Origin of the sequence: Aestuariibius sp. HNIBRBA575 (assembly GCF_040932005.1) — a bacterium.
In the GTDB taxonomy this organism is placed as follows: Bacteria; Pseudomonadota; Alphaproteobacteria; order Rhodobacterales; family Rhodobacteraceae; genus CANLNM01.
In genome coordinates this window covers 2,479,894-2,496,785 of the sequence record NZ_CP162414.1, presented here as the reverse complement: position 1 = coordinate 2,496,785, position 16,892 = coordinate 2,479,894, and the positions used below count along the sequence as shown (strand labels likewise).

Here is a 16,892-nt window from a genome sequence, read left to right as displayed (position 1 = left end):
TGAAAGAAAGGGCGGAACGGCGCTTGGCCGCTCCGCCCAATGACGTGATTATTCGTAAACAGACTGACGTGTCTGTTCCAGACGTTCCAGGATGTCGTCCAGGTTATCTGGGAACACCATGAATTCTTGCAGACCTTCCATGCCAGCCGCAGCCATTTCAGCCGGGAAGTCACGGTCAAAGAACTGAGCAACACCACCGGTGGCGTTGTTGGACAGCATATCAAAGCCAGCGTTCAGGAATTCGTCATCATCCACACCGGATGCTGCGTTAACAGGCAATTGACCCAGGTTTTCACCGTTGTTGATCAATGTCTGGTTTTCCGCAGACACAACAAAGCGCAGGAATTCACGTGCGGCTTCTTTGTTGGATGCGTTTGCAGGGATGTGGAACGTATCTGTTGGTGCGTCCTCAGCCGGTGCAATCGACGCGTCGATTGTTGGGAACTGATAGAAACCCAGTTGATCGTCTGTCAGGCCACCTTCGCGGAAATGCGGCACCGAGAAGTTCCCCATCAGATAGGCTGTTGCTTCGCCGTTGACCATGAATGGCAGGGCTTCTTGCCAGCTATAGGTCTGGTGATCCGCAATAAAGCCGCCCATGTCGATCAGCTGACGCCAGTTGGCGAAAGTTGCGCGAACGCGGTCATCGGTCCATGCGACTTCACCCTGAGCAAGCTGCATGTGGAAGTCAAAACCGTTGGTCCGCATGTTCAGGTAGTCAAACCAGCCGCCAGCAGTCCACAGGAACTTGGACCCGATTGTGTAGCAGGCGCGACCAGAATCAACGATCACCTGACAGTTGGCCAGCTCTTCTTCCCAGGTTGATGGTGCGCTCAGGCCCAGCTCTGCAAAGATATCTTCGCGGTAGTAAACACCCCACTGGTAGTATGTGTAGGGTACGCCCCACTGCGCGCCGTCGATGGTCATCGCACCTTTGGTGGATGCCAGGGCTTCTGCGATCTCAGGCTCGGCCCACAGATCAGAGATGTCTTCGAACAGGCCAGCCTCAACGTATGGGCCCATACGGTTGGCCGCGTACCAGTTGGCAACATCAGGCGCATCCGCAGTCAAGAAGTTCCGGATCTGCGTTTTATACGCTTCCCGGTCGATCACTGTCAGCTCGATGTTCAGGTCTGGGTGCAGTTCGCCGAAACGCTCTACCATGCCTTCGATCACAGCGCGTGGCGCTGGATTTGACATGTCTGAGAAAATTTTCAGATCGCCGGACAGATCTGCAAATGCTGGCCCTGACAGAGCGGCAATCGTCGCGCCCGCAGCTACGGACGTTTTAAGAATGGAATGCATGGTATCCTCCCTTTTGCTTCCACCGAACAAGTTCCAAATAATGAAACTTGGTTTTGGATATTGAAATCATAATGCCCTTTCGCCTAAGGTTGTCAACAGGCAAGCGGTCAATGCAGAGGGATTTGATCGCCTTGAGGGAGGGAAATTTATGGCTGGATCCAGCGACGGAACCGTAGGGAAGGCACTGGAAGTGCTTGATCAGGTGGCAGATTTTGGCCGCCCCGTCCGTTTCGGTGAATTATTAGAAGGCTCGGCATTCCCAAAAGCGACGCTTTATCGATTTGTCCAAACCTTAACGAATCAGCGGATGCTTTCGTATGACGAAGATCGGCAAACCTATACGCCGGGGCTGCGATTGGTGCGTCTTGCGCATACGGCTTGGGCGCAGGCATCGCTTGCGCCGATTGCGCGTCCCTATTTGGATTCCCTGAGCGAAGCGGTTGGCGAAACCGTGCATCTGGCCCAGTTGGATCACGCACATGTCTTATATGTCGACAAACGCAACCCCGCCGAACCGGTTCAGATGTATTCCTCGGCTGGCAAAGTTGGCCCGGCCTATTGTACGGGCGTTGGCAAAGTCATGCTGGCCTATCTGCCCGAAGAAGAGCTGAGCACCGTTTTAGACCAACAAAGCTATCACCGATTTACGTCGGCCACATTGGCCAATCGCGACAGCCTGATGCAGGATGTGCAGGCGATCCGTGAAAGTGGCTATGGGTTTGACCGAGAAGAACATGAACCCGGCATTATATGTGTCGCCGTTCCAATCCTAACCGAACAAGGCCGTGCGCTGGGTGCTTTGTCGGTGACATCAACGATGCGGCGCACGAATCTCGCAGGGCTAGAACGCCTGGTTCCGCAAATTCGGGAAACGGCGCAAAAAATCGCCACAGATGCCGCCAATTGGCATTTCCCCGACACTCAAAAAACTAACTGAAAGGTCCAAACATGTCTGGCGTCGTCTTAAAGAATGTTGTCAAGAAATACGGTGACGTGGAAGTGATCCATGGCATCGACCTGCAAATCGAAGATGGGGAATTCTGCGTTTTTGTTGGGCCGTCGGGCTGTGGTAAATCCACATTGCTGCGCATGGTTGCCGGGCTCGAAGAAACCACCGGCGGGGCCGTTTCGATTGGGGAACGGGATGTGACCCATATGGATCCAGCGCGCCGCGGCGTGTCCATGGTGTTCCAGACTTATGCGCTTTATCCGCATATGACGGTCAAGGAAAACATGGGGTTTGGCCTGCGCATGAATGGCGTCGCCAAAGATGAGATCGAAGCCAAAGTGGCTGAGGCCAGCCGCATCCTGAAACTGGACGATTATCTGAAACGCAAACCCGCCGCTTTGTCGGGTGGTCAGCGTCAGCGGGTATCGATTGGTCGGGCGATTGTTCGCGGCCCCGAAGTGTTCCTGTTTGATGAACCATTGTCGAACCTGGACGCTGAATTGCGGGTGGAAATGCGGGTCGAAATCGCGCGTCTGCACAAAGAAATCGGCGCAACCATGATCTATGTGACCCATGATCAGGTCGAAGCCATGACCTTGGCCGACAAAATCGTTGTGCTGCGGGCTGGGAATATCGAACAGGTTGGCGCGCCGATGGATCTGTATCGTGATCCCGACAACCGGTTTGTTGCGGGCTTTATCGGGTCGCCGTCGATGAATTTCGTCAACGGCACCGTCAAAGGCGACCAAGTCGATGTGCCTGGCTATGGCGGTGCATTGCCGTCTGTGGGCGAAGCGATTGAGGGTCAGTCGGTGCTGGTTGGCCTACGTCCCGAACATTTGGTGCTGGCCGCTGGCGACACCCACACTGTTGAGCTGACCGAAAGTCTTGGCGGAGTGTCCTATGCCTATCTGACGGCTGCAACCGGTGAAAAACTGGTGGTCGAAGAGCGGGGCGATAAACGCAGCTCTATCGGCGACAAAGTGGGCCTGAGCATCGAACCATCGCGCATCTTCTTGTTTGATGCGCAATCCGAACAGCGTCTGCGCTGATCGAGATTTAGAATGCAAAAAGGGCGCTGGAACCAAGATGGTCCAGCGCCCTTTCTTAATCGTTTGGTTTAATCGTCAGGTTTAATCGTTTGGGCGACGTTCGCTGCGCCCTATGATCTGCGTATTTGGACCAACTAAAATCAGGCGGGCTTTGCACCATAATAAAGCCCAACCACATGTTCCGCCTGCGCAAAGAATAGCCAGCGACTGGCCAGAATGCCAGCAATGTGGCTGATCGCTGCCAATGCACCAATCCAATGGCCAACCGGCAGCAATAACAGCGCAATCGGCAGGCCAAATCCGAGGAACAGCGCGATGATCCGCAATTGTGCCGCGCGCTTGCGCGCCACCCGATAGACCATTTCGTTCATCAGATAGTTAGTGCCTGTATGGGGCGGTTCAAACGCCCGCACGGACCCGATATTGCCCAGCCCCGTGGCGGTGGCGATGGTCGATCCAGAGGCTTGCAACGCCTTGTCGCCAGCGATCCAGTTCAGCAATTGCACCGTGCCGGAAATGGCCAGCAGCGGCAATGCCAGTTTGATCTGGCCTGCAAATAGCGCGCCGCCTGCTAGGGAAAATGTCAGGAACATCAAAGGGGTAGACCAGTGGTGCCATCGCGGGATGGTTTTCAACTGATTATAGATCATCGACGTTGTAAAAATCGTGCCAAGCGACAGGATCGCGCCGATTATGCCGATCGCAACCCATTGTGTGCCCGCAAAGACCAGACCGGCGCCATAGATCGCCATAACGATCAACGCGGCAACCGAACAGACCCCTTCGCGTGACAACCAGGAACTGCGCCACTGGGTAAACGCCTTTAGCGCGCGTTCAGGATGGCCCAGATGAAACGCAGAAGCCAGCAAGCCGCCGACAGACATCAGGTAAGCCAGCGCAAAGAACACAAAGGCGACGCCGCCAGTTGGCGCAGGCAGGCCAAGGCCCAGCCAGAATAACAGGCCAAAACCGATGCCCGAAAATGTGGTAAAGAGGATGACGGAACGTGCGGGATGCATTAGTTTTCTCCCTCTTTTGGGGTGGCACCGGGCAGGGCGCCCAATTTGCGATCAAGCCATCCAAGGAAGCCTTGGGGTTCTTCTGCAACGGGATCAAGGAACGGTGCGAGGATATCAATCGCTTCGTCCTTGGGGCGCGGCGGCAGGTATTTATTGACCGGTTTCGTGCCCATTTCAGGCATCAAATCCATGCCGCCACGTTCGCGCGACAGGGTCGATACATTGCTGTCGGGATCGTTGAAATCCCCGAAATGGCGGGCACCAGCGGGGCAGGTGCGCACACAGGCCGGTTCACGGTCAATTTCGGGCAGGTTTTCGTTGTAAATCCGATCCACACACAGGGTGCATTTCTTCATCACGTTTTCGGTCATGTCCATTTCGCGCGCACCGTAGGGGCAGGACCACGCACATAGACCACAGCCGATGCAATTGTCTTCGTTGACCAGAACAATGCCGTCTTCGACTCGTTTATAGCTGGCCCCGGTGGGGCAGACGGTCACACAGGGCGCGTCTTCGCAATGCAGGCAGGATTTGGGGAAATGCACCAGTTTGGCGGTGCCTTCTTTGGGGGTGATTTCAAAGGAATGCACCCGGTTCAGGAACGTGCCCTGCGGATTGGCCCCATACGGGTCCTGATCTGACAGCGGCGCGCCGTAGTTTTCGGTGTTCCAGCCTTTGCAGGAAATCACGCAGGCATGACAGCCCACGCACGTGTCCAGATCGATCACAAGACCAAGTTTGCGGGTTGTGGTTGCAGGAAGTTGGGTCATTTTTTGCCTCCGACGTTCCAAGCCAGTTGATCCGGGCCTTTGCCGACCGGGGATTTGATCGGGGCGTGATCCGGGATCGCGACCTCTGGGGCGTCGACCTTTTCGATTTTGACCTTCAGATCAAACCACGCGGCCTGACCGGTGATCGGATCGGAATTGGACCAGCGCAACCCATCGCCTTTGGGGGGCAACAATTCATGGATCACGTGATTGAGCAAGAACCCTTTGGTGGCTTCGGGGGCGTTTTCATCCAGCGCCCAAGCGCCGCGACGTTTACCGATCGCGTTCCATGTCCAGACCGTGTTGGGGTTCAGCGCGGCCATATGCGCGACTGGGATGGTGATGGACCCATGCGGGGATGTGACCCGTGCCCATTCGCCTTCTGTCTTAAATCCGTGCTTTTCCCAGATATTTGTGGGCAAATACAGCGGGTTGCGGCCGTGTAGCTGGCGCAGCCACGCGTTTTGTGACCCCCAGCTGTGATACATCGCCATCGGGCGCTGTGTCAGGGCATGCACGTCATATTCGGTGGACCCGGCATCTGACAACGGTTCATACCAGATCGGCAAAGGCGCCATGACCTTTTTGATCTGGGGACGCAGATGATCGGGTGGCTGCACACGGCCATGGCCTTCGGCGGCCAATTGGAACCGGCGCATCGGTTCGGAATAAAGATCAAAGATATAAGGCTGAGGGCTGTCAAAGAAGCCCATTTTCACCGCCCAATCCTGATAGGCCATGTTGAAAGGTTTGAAAAACGCCGCCTCTTCGGGGACGTGTTCCATCCAGAAGCCGCCGTTTTCAATATAAGCGTCCAGCTGGTCGGGATTCACGTCGCCGCGTCCATGGGATGCCTCGCCATCGCTGCCTTTGCGCCAGCCCGCCAGCGGACCAATGCCCGGACGACGGATGTGATTGGTGATGTAATCCGCGTAGTCGGCGTATTTCTGTTCACCATCCTCAGTCACAAAGCCCGGCAGGTTCAAACGCGCACCCAGATCACACAACATGGATTGGAACCCACGCACATCACGATCTGGTTCGACAACGGGCCAGCGGATGGCGTCGGCCACGGCGTCCGCTTCGCAGATCGGGCGATCTAGCAGACTGATGCAATCGTGGCGTTCCAGATAGGTGGTGTCGGGCAGGATCAGATCGGCATAAGCGACCATTTCGGACGAATAAGCATCGGAATAGATGATCCGGGGAATGACGTAGTCACCGTTTTCATCCTTGTCGGTCAGCATGTCCATCACGCCGGTCGTGTTCATCGACGAATTCCACGACATGTTCGCCATATACATAAACAGCGTGTCGATTTTATAGGGATCGCCCGCATGAGCGTTGGAAATCACCATATGCATCAAGCCGTGCGACGACATGGGGTTTTCCCAGGTAAACGCTTTGTCGATACGTTTTGGATTGCCGTCATCGTCCAGCAACAGGTCCTCTGGACCATGCACAAAGCCCAGATGAGGACCGTTCAGCGGTGATCCGGGTTCGGATTTGCCGTGCGGTTTAGGATGGGCGGTGAACGGTTTGGGATAGGGCGGTTTGAACCGCATCCCGCCGGGGGTTTCCACGGTGCCCAGCACGATTTGCAGCATGTGCAGCGCACGACAGGTCTGGAACCCGTTGGAATGGGCGGAAATACCGCGCATGGCGTGCATTGCCACCGGACGCCCCACCATTTTGGCGTGTTTTTTGCCGCGGAAATCGGTCCATTCCTGATCGATTTCAATCGCTTCATCAAACGCCACACGGGCCAGTTCGGCGGCCAAAGCCTTGATCCGGTTGGCGGGAATACCGGTTTTGTCCGCCACATTTTCTGGGGCATGATCTGGGTTCATGAAATGCTCGGCCATGTGTTGGAACACGGACCGATGGGTGACGCCGCCATGACGCCACGACCCTTTCAGATAGGGTTCAACGCCTTGGCCATTCCAATCCGCCAGTTGACCGTTGCGCGCATCGACAACCTGCGGCACGCCTTCGTCATTGCGAATGGCCAGACCGTAATCGGGGCTGTCCGGGTCCGCATTCAACAGAACCGGCGCATTGGAGAACCGCGCGAGGTATTCCAGATCCAGTTTGCCCGCCCGGAACAATTCATAAATCAACGCAAGGATCATCAACCCATCCGTGCCGGGTGTGATGCCAAACCAGTCATCTGCAACCGCGTTATAGCCCGACCGCACCGGGTTCACGCCGATGATCTTGGCGCCGCGCCCTTTGGCGTTGCCGATGCCCATTTTGATCGGGTTGCTGTCGTGATCTTCGGCCACACCAAAGATCATCACCATTTTGGTGCGGTCCCAATCCGGCTGACCAAATTCCCAGAACGCGCCGCCCATCGTATAGATGCCAGCGGCGGCCATGTTCACCGAACAAAACCCGCCATGGGCCGCATAATTGGGCGTGCCAAAGCTTTGGGCCCAAAAGGATGTGAAGGATTGCGATTGATCCCGCCCGGTGAAAAACGCCAGCTTTTCCGGGGCATTGTCACGCAGCGGTTCCAGCCAACCGGACGCAATGGTCAGGGCTTCGTCCCAGCTGATTTCTTCGAATTCACCCGATCCGCGTTCGCCAACCCGTTTCAGGGGCGCACGCAGACGGGACGGGGCGTTATGCTGCATGATCCCGGCGCTGCCTTTGGCACAAAGCACACCTTTGTTGACCGGATGATCGCGGTTGCCCTCGATATAGGCAACTTTGCCTTCTTTCATGTGGACGTTGATGCCACATCGGCAGGCACACATATAGCAGGTGGTTTTGCGCACTTCGTCTGAAACGACGGGCGACAGGTTCACCTTCGGTTGATGCGTCATGGTCGGTCTCCCCTCCGGCCTTTGTATCAATTGTGTATCAATACTCGGGGCCGGTCCGCCGAGTAAAGTGTATCAATTCTTGTTATTTGCCTGCCGAACGGTGACCGCGATCATCATGGTCACATCATCTGCGCTGCACCCGCGCGACAGATCATTGGCAGGTTTGGCCAGACCCTGAAGGATCGGACCGATGGCGGCATATCCGCCAATGCGTTGGGTAATTTTGTAGGCAATGTTGCCCGCATCCAGCGATGGGAAAATCATCACATTGGCCTGTCCAGCCGTTGCGGAACCCGGTGCCTTTTTGCTGCCAACAGCGGGCATAAACGCCGCGTCAAACTGCAACTCACCATCGGATGCGATGTCTGGGTTTTGCGCCGCAAAGGTCTGCGCTGCGGTGGCCACTTTGTCCACGGCAGGGTGGCGGGCGCTGCCCTTGGTGGAAAAGGATAGAAACGCAACTTTGGGTTCGCCCAGCGACAATGCGCGCAAGGATGTACAGGACGCCGCAGCAATGGCGGCCTGATCGTCCGAAGATGGATCAATAACCAAGCCACAATCCGCATAGATCATCGGGCGGGCCGGTTCCGCGGCACCCGCAGGTGGGGCCATCAGGAAAAACGATGATACGATGGGGCTGTCTTTGGCTTTGCCAATCACTTGTAATGCGGCCCGGACCACATCGGATGTGGTGGCCACTGCGCCGCCAACGGTGCCTGCCGCGTGATCCAGACGGACCAGCAAAGACGCAAACACCAGAGGATCACGAACGACCGCTGCGGCCTTTTCGCGATCAACCCCTTTATGTTGACGCAATTGGAAAAATGTTTCGGCCATTTCGTCGTGCAAATCAGACGTGGCCGGGTCCTGGATCATCAGATCCGCAGAAACCTGCGCGCCAATGGCGGACAGACCTGCTTCGATTTCGGCCTTGGGGCCGACCAGAATAATACGTGCGATACCAGCCTGTTGCGCCGCAACAGCCCCGGCAATAACGCGTGGATCACCGCCCTCAGAAAGGGCGATGATCGCAGGGTTAGAGGCCACGTTTGACCGTAACTCTTCCAGTGTTGGAAATGTTGTCATCTGTGGCCTCCTTTCAATCTCAAACCTGTTCTTTTTGCATGTCGTCTGGGTTAATCCCTGCGACTTGGACGGGTTTTTTCATTGCGTCGCGGCGGAATGGGTCGCCGAGTTCTTGGTTGATCATGGCTTCGATCAGGGTTGTGATGCCGTTTTTCTGGTCAATCACAGCCTGGTTCAGGGCCGCGGTCAGTTCGTCCTGAGTGCGCGCTTGCACGCCTTTCAGGCCGCAGGCGGACGCGATGCCGGCATAGGACACTTGTTGGTCCAGCTCGGTGCCAACAAAGTTGTCGTCAAACCACAGCGTCGAGTTGCGCTTTTCAGCGCCCCATTGGTAGTTGCGGAACACGATCTGGGTCACGGCGGGCCATTCTTCGCGGCCAATCGCGGTCAGTTCGTTCACCGCGATGCCAAAGGCGCCATCGCCAGAAAAGCCGATCACAGGCACGTCTGGGCACCCGATTTTCGCACCGATCACCGCAGGCAGACCATAGCCACAAGGACCAAACAGGCCGGGGGCCAGATATTTGCGGCCTTCGTTGAACGATGGATAGGCGTTCCCGATCGCGCAGTTATTGCCGATATCCGAGCTGATGATCGCATCGCTGGGCATTGCCGCCTGAATCGCGCGCCATGCCATACGTGGGGACATCCAATCCGGTTTGTCCGCCCGCGCACGTTCGTTCCAGGTGGTGCCCGGATCGTCGTTTTCGTGGGTCAGAGATGACAATTCCTGCGCCCAAGCGGATTTGGTTGTGCCGATCAGGTTTTTGCGATCTTCGCGGCCTGCATCGCCTGCTGCGTCACCCAAACGGGCCAAGATGCCTTCGGCCACCTTTTTCGCGTCACCAACGATGCCAACAGTCACGTCTTTGGTCAGGCCAATGCGATCCGGGTTCATATCAACCTGAATGATTTTCGCATCGGTCGGCCAGTAATTAATGCCATAGCCGGGCAGGGTTGAGAACGGGTTCAACCGGGTGCCAAGCGCCAGAACAACGTCGGCCTTGCTGATCAATTCCATGCCCGCTTTGGACCCGTTATAGCCCAGAGGACCCGCAAACAAAGGATGCGAACCGGGGAACGCGTCATTGTGCTGATAGCCCACACAAACCGGGGCAGTCAGACGTTCGGCCAGCTCTTTGGATGCGTCGATGCCACCGGCCAGAACCACGCCAGCGCCGTTCAGGATCACAGGGAATTTCGCATCTGTCAGCAGATCCGCAGCGGCCTGCAGGGATTCGTCGCCACCAGAGGGACGTTCAAACGACACGATTTTAGGCAGATCGATGTCGATGACCTGGGTCCACATGTCACGCGGGATGTTCAGCTGAGCCGGTGCACTTGCGCGTTTGGCGTTCATGATCACACGGTTCAGAACCTCGGCCACACGGGTCGGGTCGCGCACTTCTTCTTGGTAGCAGACGCAATCGGCGAACATGCGCATCTGTTCCATTTCCTGGAACCCGCCCTGACCGATGGTTTTGTTGGCCGCCTGAGGCGTGACCAACAGCAACGGTGTGTGGTTCCAATAGGCGGTCTTAACAGCCGTCACAAAGTTGGTGATGCCGGGACCGTTTTGCGCGATCATCATCGACATTTTGCCGGTCGCGCGGGTGTAGCCATCCGCCATCATCCCGCCAGACCCTTCGTGGGCGCAATCCCAGAACGTGATCCCAGCCTTCGGAAAAATGTCCGAAATCGGCATCATCGCAGAACCAATAATCCCAAATGCATGCCCAATCCCATGCATCTGCAAAGTCTTAACAAACGCTTCTTCTGTCGTCATCTTCATGGCCAGAGATCCCCTTTTAGCTTTCAGCGATTGTAGGGATTGGCAGTGGTTCAAAATAGGGCCAGATTATGGTTCTGGATAAGTCCAGAATTTTGCTCCCTAAAATTTCGAAATTATCACGTAATTTGTTGTACATTAACAAAAATACTGATTGTCAGCCGCTTTACGGCTTCTCAATTCTGTTCAAAATTGAGACTTTCATTCTCACTGGGCGGGCATTGGTTTCGAATTTGTCGTCAAAATTGACCTGTGTCATAGAATCTGTTTTTCGCCAGATTCTCCACTTATCCGCGGTTAAGGGTTTGGGAAATCAAAGACAGGCCATCATGGATTTTGGTTTGGGGTATGGACGAATAGGCAAGCCGGTAAAAATCGGTTGGTGGCGTGTCACCTGCAAAGAACGGAGCGCCGGGTTCGATCAGCACGCTTTGGCTGCGTAACTTTTCGGCGGCCTCGTCCATATTGACGCCTTCTGCGCGCATCCAAAGGGACGATCCACCGTAACTGCCTTCTCCTGCAACGGTCAGGCCCAGTTCACCAATGGCTTGGTCCATTACCCGCCGGCGATCGTGATACGCCGTCTGCATACGTTTGATCAGGGCATCATAATGTCCCAATGACAGGAAATATGACGTTGTGCGCTGCAATAGGCCGGGGGGGTGGCGCAAAACCGATGCCCTCAATGCGCGTGCTTCTCGGATAAACGGGGCAGGGCCCACCAAATAGCCCAGCCGAAGTCCCGGAAACAGGGATTTGGAAAAGGATCCGACATAGATAACCCGCCCCCCTTCGTCCAAAGATTTGAGCGCAGCCGAGGCCGGTTTCAGAAAGGCCATTTCGAATTCGTAATCGTCCTCAACAATCAGAAAATCATCCCGCTCGGCTTTTTCCAGCAATTCTTTGCGTCGGGATAATGGCATGGTTGCCGTTGTCGGGCATTGATGGGCTGGTGTGGTGAACACAACATCTGTGTCATCTGGAATCAAATCCGGGGGCAGGCCATCGTCATCCACTGGCACATGGGACACATGGCAGCGCGACCCATGCAAAATATCGCGCAAGGACGGGTAACCCGGGGTTTCGATGGCAGCACGACGACGTTGATTCAGCAGAACCTGAACCGTCAGCCAAAGTGCGTTTTGCGCGCCCATCGTGATCAGCACTTCGTCAGAAGAGGCAAGGATACCGCGGCGAGGTAGCGTTTGACGGGTGATGAATTCAACAAGGTTGGGATCATCCGCGTCAAAGTGATCCGCAGAAAGTGATTTAAAATCTTTACGCCCCAAGGCCTGCAACGCGCAGAGCCGCCAATTGGCGCTGTCAAACAATTCGGGATCCATCTGGCCGTAAATGAATTGATATTTATACGTCGCCCAATCGGCCGGTTTCTGAAGCCAGTAGGGTGTTGGCCGATGCCCCAGGACGCGGGTCCAGTCTACATTACCTTTGCCCGGTGCGCGGGCTGGGAAACTGGGCGGCTCGGGGGCGTTGTCGGACACATAATAGCCTGAACGCCCCATCGATGTGATGTAATTATCGGCCTGCAATTCGGTATAAGCGAGGGTCACCGTAATCCGGCTGACCCCCAAATGACGCGCCAATGCGCGCGACGACGGTAGCTTTTCTTTGGATTGGAAACGGCCGGACAGGACCCCTTCGGCGACGATCTGACGGATCTGGCTTTGAAGTGTGTGTTCGCTGTCTGGCGACAAGAAGAATGTGTTGACGGAAATGGCCATAACCGCAAAATAGACTGGACTTAGATCAGAGGCAATCTGGACTTAGCTGCAATCGGTCAAATAAATGTCAGTTCCCCAGGAAATACATGCGCTAGACAGGTCGCTGGGCGGGGGGGCGTCACTGATAAATCCGGTCAAATCCTTTAGGTTGGCCACGCGAATGGGGGCTTTTCTGAGGAATTTGGACTGGTCGCTGGCCAGATAGACCTGCCGGGATTGTTTCAAAATGGTCTGGCTGACGGCCACTTCTTGGATGTCGAAATCCAACACATCGCCATCGTCATCCAGCGCGGAACACCCGATAAAGGCAACGTCAAATTTAAACTGTTCAATGATGCGCGTGGCCACATTGCCAACCAAGCCACCATCGGTTTTGCGCAGGGTGCCGCCTGTGACGATGATTTCCGCCTGACGATGCCCCGATAACAGGTTGGCGACGTTCATGTTATTGGTGATCACCAGCAGGTTCTCGTGCTGGGTGAGCGCACCGGCAATTGCTTCGCAGGTGGTTCCGATGCCCAGAAACAAGCATGAACCGTTTGGAATAAGAGTTGCACAAATATCGGCAATTTCAGCCTTAGAGCTGCGTTGTAAATTGCGGCGCTCTTGGTAGTCGATATTGGTTGTGCCGGATGGCAAAACCGCGCCGCCATGAACCCGTTCCAGCCGACCAGATTCCGCCAGATCGGTCAAATCTCGGCGAATGGTTTGCAACGTGACGCCAAAATGTGCGGCCAAGCCGTCCACGGTGACTTTGCCGTCACGGCGCGCCAAATCCAGAATTGCGGGATGTCTAAGTGCTTGGGTCATGTTGGCCTGTTTGTTTCATGCGATCATGGGATGCAATCTGGGCCAATGCAAGCGCGATTGCGACAAAACGAAAAAATACGAACATATTGGTGTTCGTTTCGCGCGTGACGTGCTAAGTCAAGGCAACATTTATCGACTCGGATGATCCCATGACCCAGACTTATGATCTTTTTGTTATTGGTGGCGGCATTAATGGCTGCGGCATCGCGCGCGACGCCTCTGGGCGGGGGCTTAGGGTTGGGCTGGCGGAAATGAACGATCTTGCGTCGGCTACGTCATCCGCATCGACCAAACTGTTTCACGGTGGATTGCGCTATCTGGAATATTTTGAGGTGCGGTTGGTGCGCGAAGCCCTGATCGAGCGGGAAAATCTGCTGCGCGCCATGCCGCATATTTCCTGGCCGATGCGGTTTGTGCTGCCCTATCACAAAGACATGCGATTTGAGGGAAACACCCCCACATCCAAGCTGTTGGGCGTGGTGATGCCTTGGATGAAGGGGCGCCGCCCGGCTTGGCTGATCCGGATGGGGCTGTTTATGTATGACCATCTGGGGGGGCGCAAAATCCTGCCTGCCACATCAACCGTTGATTTGCGAGTTGAGGCCGAAGGTGCCCCCCTGAATGATCGGTTTGAAAAGGCCTATGAATATTCTGATTGCTGGGTTCAGGACGCGCGGTTGGTTGTGCTGAATGCGCGGGATGCGGAAATGCGTGGCGCGGATATTCTGGTGCGCACCAAGGTTGTTTCCGCAGAACGCGACGGCAAAGAATGGGCCATCACATTAGAGGATGCACAAGGTCAGCGCGTGGTGCGGGCCAAGATGCTGGTCAACGCGGCCGGGCCTTGGGTTGGGGATGTCATTCAGCAAAAGGTGCGGATTAATTCACAAGAAAACGTGCGGTTGGTGCGCGGGTCCCATATCGTCACCAAACGTTTGTTTGATCACGATAAATGCTACTTCTTCCAGGGCGAAGATGGACGTATCATTTTCGCAATTCCTTATGAACAGGATTATACGCTGATTGGCACCACCGATCAGGATCATCCTGATGCCAGCCAACGCCCGGAATGCACAATCGAAGAACAGGATTACCTGTGTGCGTTCATTTCAAATTACGTCAAAAATCCGGTGACACGGGATGATGTGGTATGGACCTATTCCGGTGTGCGCCCGCTTTATGATGATGGGGCCAGTTCTGCGCAGGCGGCAACTCGGGAATATGTTTTGACGGTGGATGACGCTGGCGCGCCGATTTTGAATGTGTTTGGCGGTAAAATCACCACCTATCGGCGTTTGGCGGAAAATGCGTTGGAAAAAATTGGCCAACATTTACCGCTGAAAACCGCGCCTTGGACCAAAGGCATGCCATTGCCCGGCGGGAATTTCCCGGTTGATGGCGTGGAGGCGTTGCAGGATCGTTTGGCTGCGGATTACCCGTTTTTATCAGCCAGTTGGGCGCAGCGTTTGATCCGGTGTTATGGCACCGAAACATGGGATGTGCTGCGGGACGCGAAAACGGTGGCGGATTTGGGCACTGACTTTGGCAACACCCTGAGTGAGGCCGAACTGATCTGGATGCGCGACAAAGAATTTGCTCGCACCGCCGAGGATGCGATCTGGCGCCGCACCAAGCTGGGGCTGGGGATGGATGCAGATCAAATCGCTAAAGTCGAAGCGTGGTTTGACGCCTGAAATTAACATTCGTGAATGACAAAGGGCGGCGTTATTCAACGCCGCCCTTTGATGTTCGTTTAGCCAAAAACGCGCGTCAATGCGACGTCAACAGCATTGGTGATTTGGTCGATATCATCGGCCGTCGCAATCAAAGCAGGGCTAAAGCACAGGGTGTTGTTGCGACCGGGGATGGACCGGTTAGTCGCACCGATGATCACACCTTGGGCGTTGCATTCTGCGACCACTTTTTGAACCAGCGCTTCTGCGACGGGTTCTTTGGTGTCGCGATCGGCGACCAGTTCCGCACCCAGGAACAGACCTTTGCCACGCACATCGCCGATGACGCTGTGTTTTTCCATCAACGCTTCTAGGTTGGCCAACATGCGATCGCCCATTGCGACACAGTTTTCCAGCAGACCTTCTTCTTCGATGATCTTCATGTTTTCGATCGCCGCAGCTGGGCCAGCGGTACAGCCGCCAAAGGTGGAAATATCGCGGAAATAGTTCATCGGATCGGCGGAATTGTCTTTGAACTGGTCAAAGATTTCTTCGGTTGTGACCAGCACGGCGATGGCCGCATAGCCAGAGGCCACACCCTTGGCCATTGTGACCATATCGGGTTTGATCCCGTATTGCTGATAGCCAAACCATTTGCCGGTGCGGCCAACGCCACAAACCACTTCGTCGATGTGCAGCAGGATATCGTATTGCTTACAGATTTCCTGAACGCGTTCCCAGTATCCTTCTGGTGGGGTGATCACACCACCGCCAGCGGTCACGGGTTCCAGACATAATGCACCAACGGTTTCGGGACCTTCACGCAGGATCACTTCTTCGATCTGGTTGGCCGCCCAAACGCCATAACCCTCTTCTGGGGCGCCATCCTGTTCGTGCTTGCGATATTCCATGCAGTGAGGAACTTTGATGAAATCAGGTGCAAACGGACCGTATTGCGCGTTGCGTTCGTCCTGACCACCGGCCGACATCGTGGCCAAAGTAGAGCCGTGATAGTCGCGGTCGCGGTACAGAATTTTGGTTTTCTTGCCACCGTATTTTTTATGGGCGATCTGACGCACGATTTTAAAGGCTTTCTCATTCGCCTCAGAACCGGAATTCATGTAATAAACCCGGGACATGCCGGGCATTTTGTCGATCAGCATTTCGGCAAAAATGGACCCCGGAATAGACCCGGCGGTTTGCGCGAAATAGCACAGCTTCATCAGCTGTTCATGGACGGCATCCGCAATCTGTTTGCGGCCATAGCCAACGTTTACGGTCCAGACACCACCGGATACGGCATCCAGATGTTCTTTGCCATTTTGGTCCCAGACCCGCATCCCTTTGCCTTCGACGATGATCCGGGGATCATTTTCTTCAAGGGGTTTGTGTTGCAACAGGTGATGCCAGACATGCGCTTTGTCTGCGGCAACGACCTTGCTTAGATCATTTTCTTTGAACGTGCCGTCCATCGTAAGGCCCTTTCCATAAAACAAGAGTTGATCAGTTATGACGTCAGAGAATCTGGCGTTTGATGATTATACCTTCATCGTTTGTAACATGTCTGTAATAGGGCCAGATTGGGCACTGTCATATATCCAAATATTTTTTTCAACCTGCCTGTTTATGGGGCTTCTTGTTGTTAGTGGATTGAAAATAAACAAATAATTTTTGCAGGTCATTTTGTTATGCGGGGTGTGATGTCTGTTTCACACAAATGAAAACCGAGAAAAACATTGATTGAAACGAGGTTTTAAGCTCGGATCAATGTTGATCGGGGCCAAACGGCTTGGTCGAACTTGAATTTGAGGCGGAAACCGCCCGAGGCGTCATCGCCTAAAACCTAAAGTTCAACACGGGAGACTATCT

Annotated in this window: 12 protein-coding genes; 3 read left to right on the top strand and 9 right to left on the bottom strand. The window is 55.0% G+C overall.

Annotation, left to right across the window (positions count from 1 at the left end):
- Window positions 1–48: 48 nt before the first annotated feature.
- A complete protein-coding gene (locus tag AB1F12_RS12565) occupies window positions 49–1,305 on the bottom strand; it encodes an ABC transporter substrate-binding protein (protein ID WP_368184718.1) in 1,257 nt (418 codons plus the stop codon).
- A gap of 148 nt (window positions 1,306–1,453) precedes the next feature.
- Here AB1F12_RS12565 and AB1F12_RS12560 point away from each other — a divergent pair, with 148 nt between their 5' ends.
- Window positions 1,454–2,242 (top strand): IclR family transcriptional regulator, encoded by a 789-nt coding sequence (locus AB1F12_RS12560; protein ID WP_368184717.1) that lies wholly within the window; start codon window positions 1,454–1,456, stop codon window positions 2,240–2,242.
- Window positions 2,243–2,253: 11 nt separating this feature from the next.
- Window positions 2,254–3,306: an ABC transporter ATP-binding protein gene (locus AB1F12_RS12555; RefSeq protein ID WP_368184716.1), complete on the top strand. Its 1,053-nt coding sequence runs from the start codon at window positions 2,254–2,256 to the stop codon at window positions 3,304–3,306.
- A gap of 140 nt (window positions 3,307–3,446) precedes the next feature.
- Here the strand turns inward: AB1F12_RS12555 and AB1F12_RS12550 are convergent, their stop codons facing one another.
- The 7 genes from AB1F12_RS12550 to AB1F12_RS12520 form a co-directional block, all read right to left on the bottom strand.
- Window positions 3,447–4,325 (bottom strand): dimethyl sulfoxide reductase anchor subunit family protein, encoded by an 879-nt coding sequence (locus AB1F12_RS12550; protein WP_368184715.1) that lies wholly within the window; start codon window positions 4,323–4,325, stop codon window positions 3,447–3,449.
- Window positions 4,325–5,095 carry a 4Fe-4S dicluster domain-containing protein gene (locus tag AB1F12_RS12545; RefSeq protein ID WP_368184714.1) on the bottom strand — a complete coding sequence of 257 codons (771 nt, stop codon included), beginning with the start codon at window positions 5,093–5,095 and terminating at the stop codon, window positions 4,325–4,327. Before AB1F12_RS12545 ends, AB1F12_RS12550 begins: the two co-directional genes overlap by 1 nt.
- The gene (locus AB1F12_RS12540) at window positions 5,092–7,923 is read right to left on the bottom strand and encodes a molybdopterin oxidoreductase family protein (protein WP_368184713.1); all 2,832 of its coding nucleotides are present in this window, start codon (window positions 7,921–7,923) and stop codon (window positions 5,092–5,094) included. The genes AB1F12_RS12545 and AB1F12_RS12540 overlap by 4 nt, the downstream gene beginning before the upstream one ends.
- A gap of 72 nt (window positions 7,924–7,995) precedes the next feature.
- Window positions 7,996–9,009 carry a phosphate acetyltransferase gene (pta, locus tag AB1F12_RS12535; protein WP_368184712.1) on the bottom strand — a complete coding sequence of 338 codons (1,014 nt, stop codon included), beginning with the start codon at window positions 9,007–9,009 and terminating at the stop codon, window positions 7,996–7,998.
- A gap of 19 nt (window positions 9,010–9,028) precedes the next feature.
- Window positions 9,029–10,801, bottom strand: coding sequence for a sulfoacetaldehyde acetyltransferase (gene xsc, locus AB1F12_RS12530; protein ID WP_368184711.1), 1,773 nt, complete (start codon window positions 10,799–10,801; stop codon window positions 9,029–9,031).
- 284 nt (window positions 10,802–11,085) lie between these two features.
- Window positions 11,086–12,540: a PLP-dependent aminotransferase family protein gene (locus AB1F12_RS12525; RefSeq protein ID WP_368184710.1), complete on the bottom strand. Its 1,455-nt coding sequence runs from the start codon at window positions 12,538–12,540 to the stop codon at window positions 11,086–11,088.
- A 42-nt stretch (window positions 12,541–12,582) separates the two neighbouring features.
- Window positions 12,583–13,350, bottom strand: coding sequence for a DeoR/GlpR family DNA-binding transcription regulator (locus AB1F12_RS12520; protein WP_368184709.1), 768 nt, complete (start codon window positions 13,348–13,350; stop codon window positions 12,583–12,585).
- A gap of 149 nt (window positions 13,351–13,499) precedes the next feature.
- Here AB1F12_RS12520 and glpD point away from each other — a divergent pair, with 149 nt between their 5' ends.
- A complete protein-coding gene (gene glpD / locus AB1F12_RS12515; protein WP_368184708.1) occupies window positions 13,500–15,044 on the top strand; it encodes a glycerol-3-phosphate dehydrogenase in 1,545 nt (514 codons plus the stop codon).
- Between the two features lie 59 nt (window positions 15,045–15,103).
- On the opposite strand, the gene AB1F12_RS12510 is transcribed toward glpD, so the two are convergent.
- Window positions 15,104–16,495, bottom strand: a complete 1,392-nt coding sequence (locus AB1F12_RS12510; protein WP_368184707.1) for an aspartate aminotransferase family protein — start codon at window positions 16,493–16,495, stop codon at window positions 15,104–15,106.
- Window positions 16,496–16,892 lie beyond the last annotated feature (397 nt).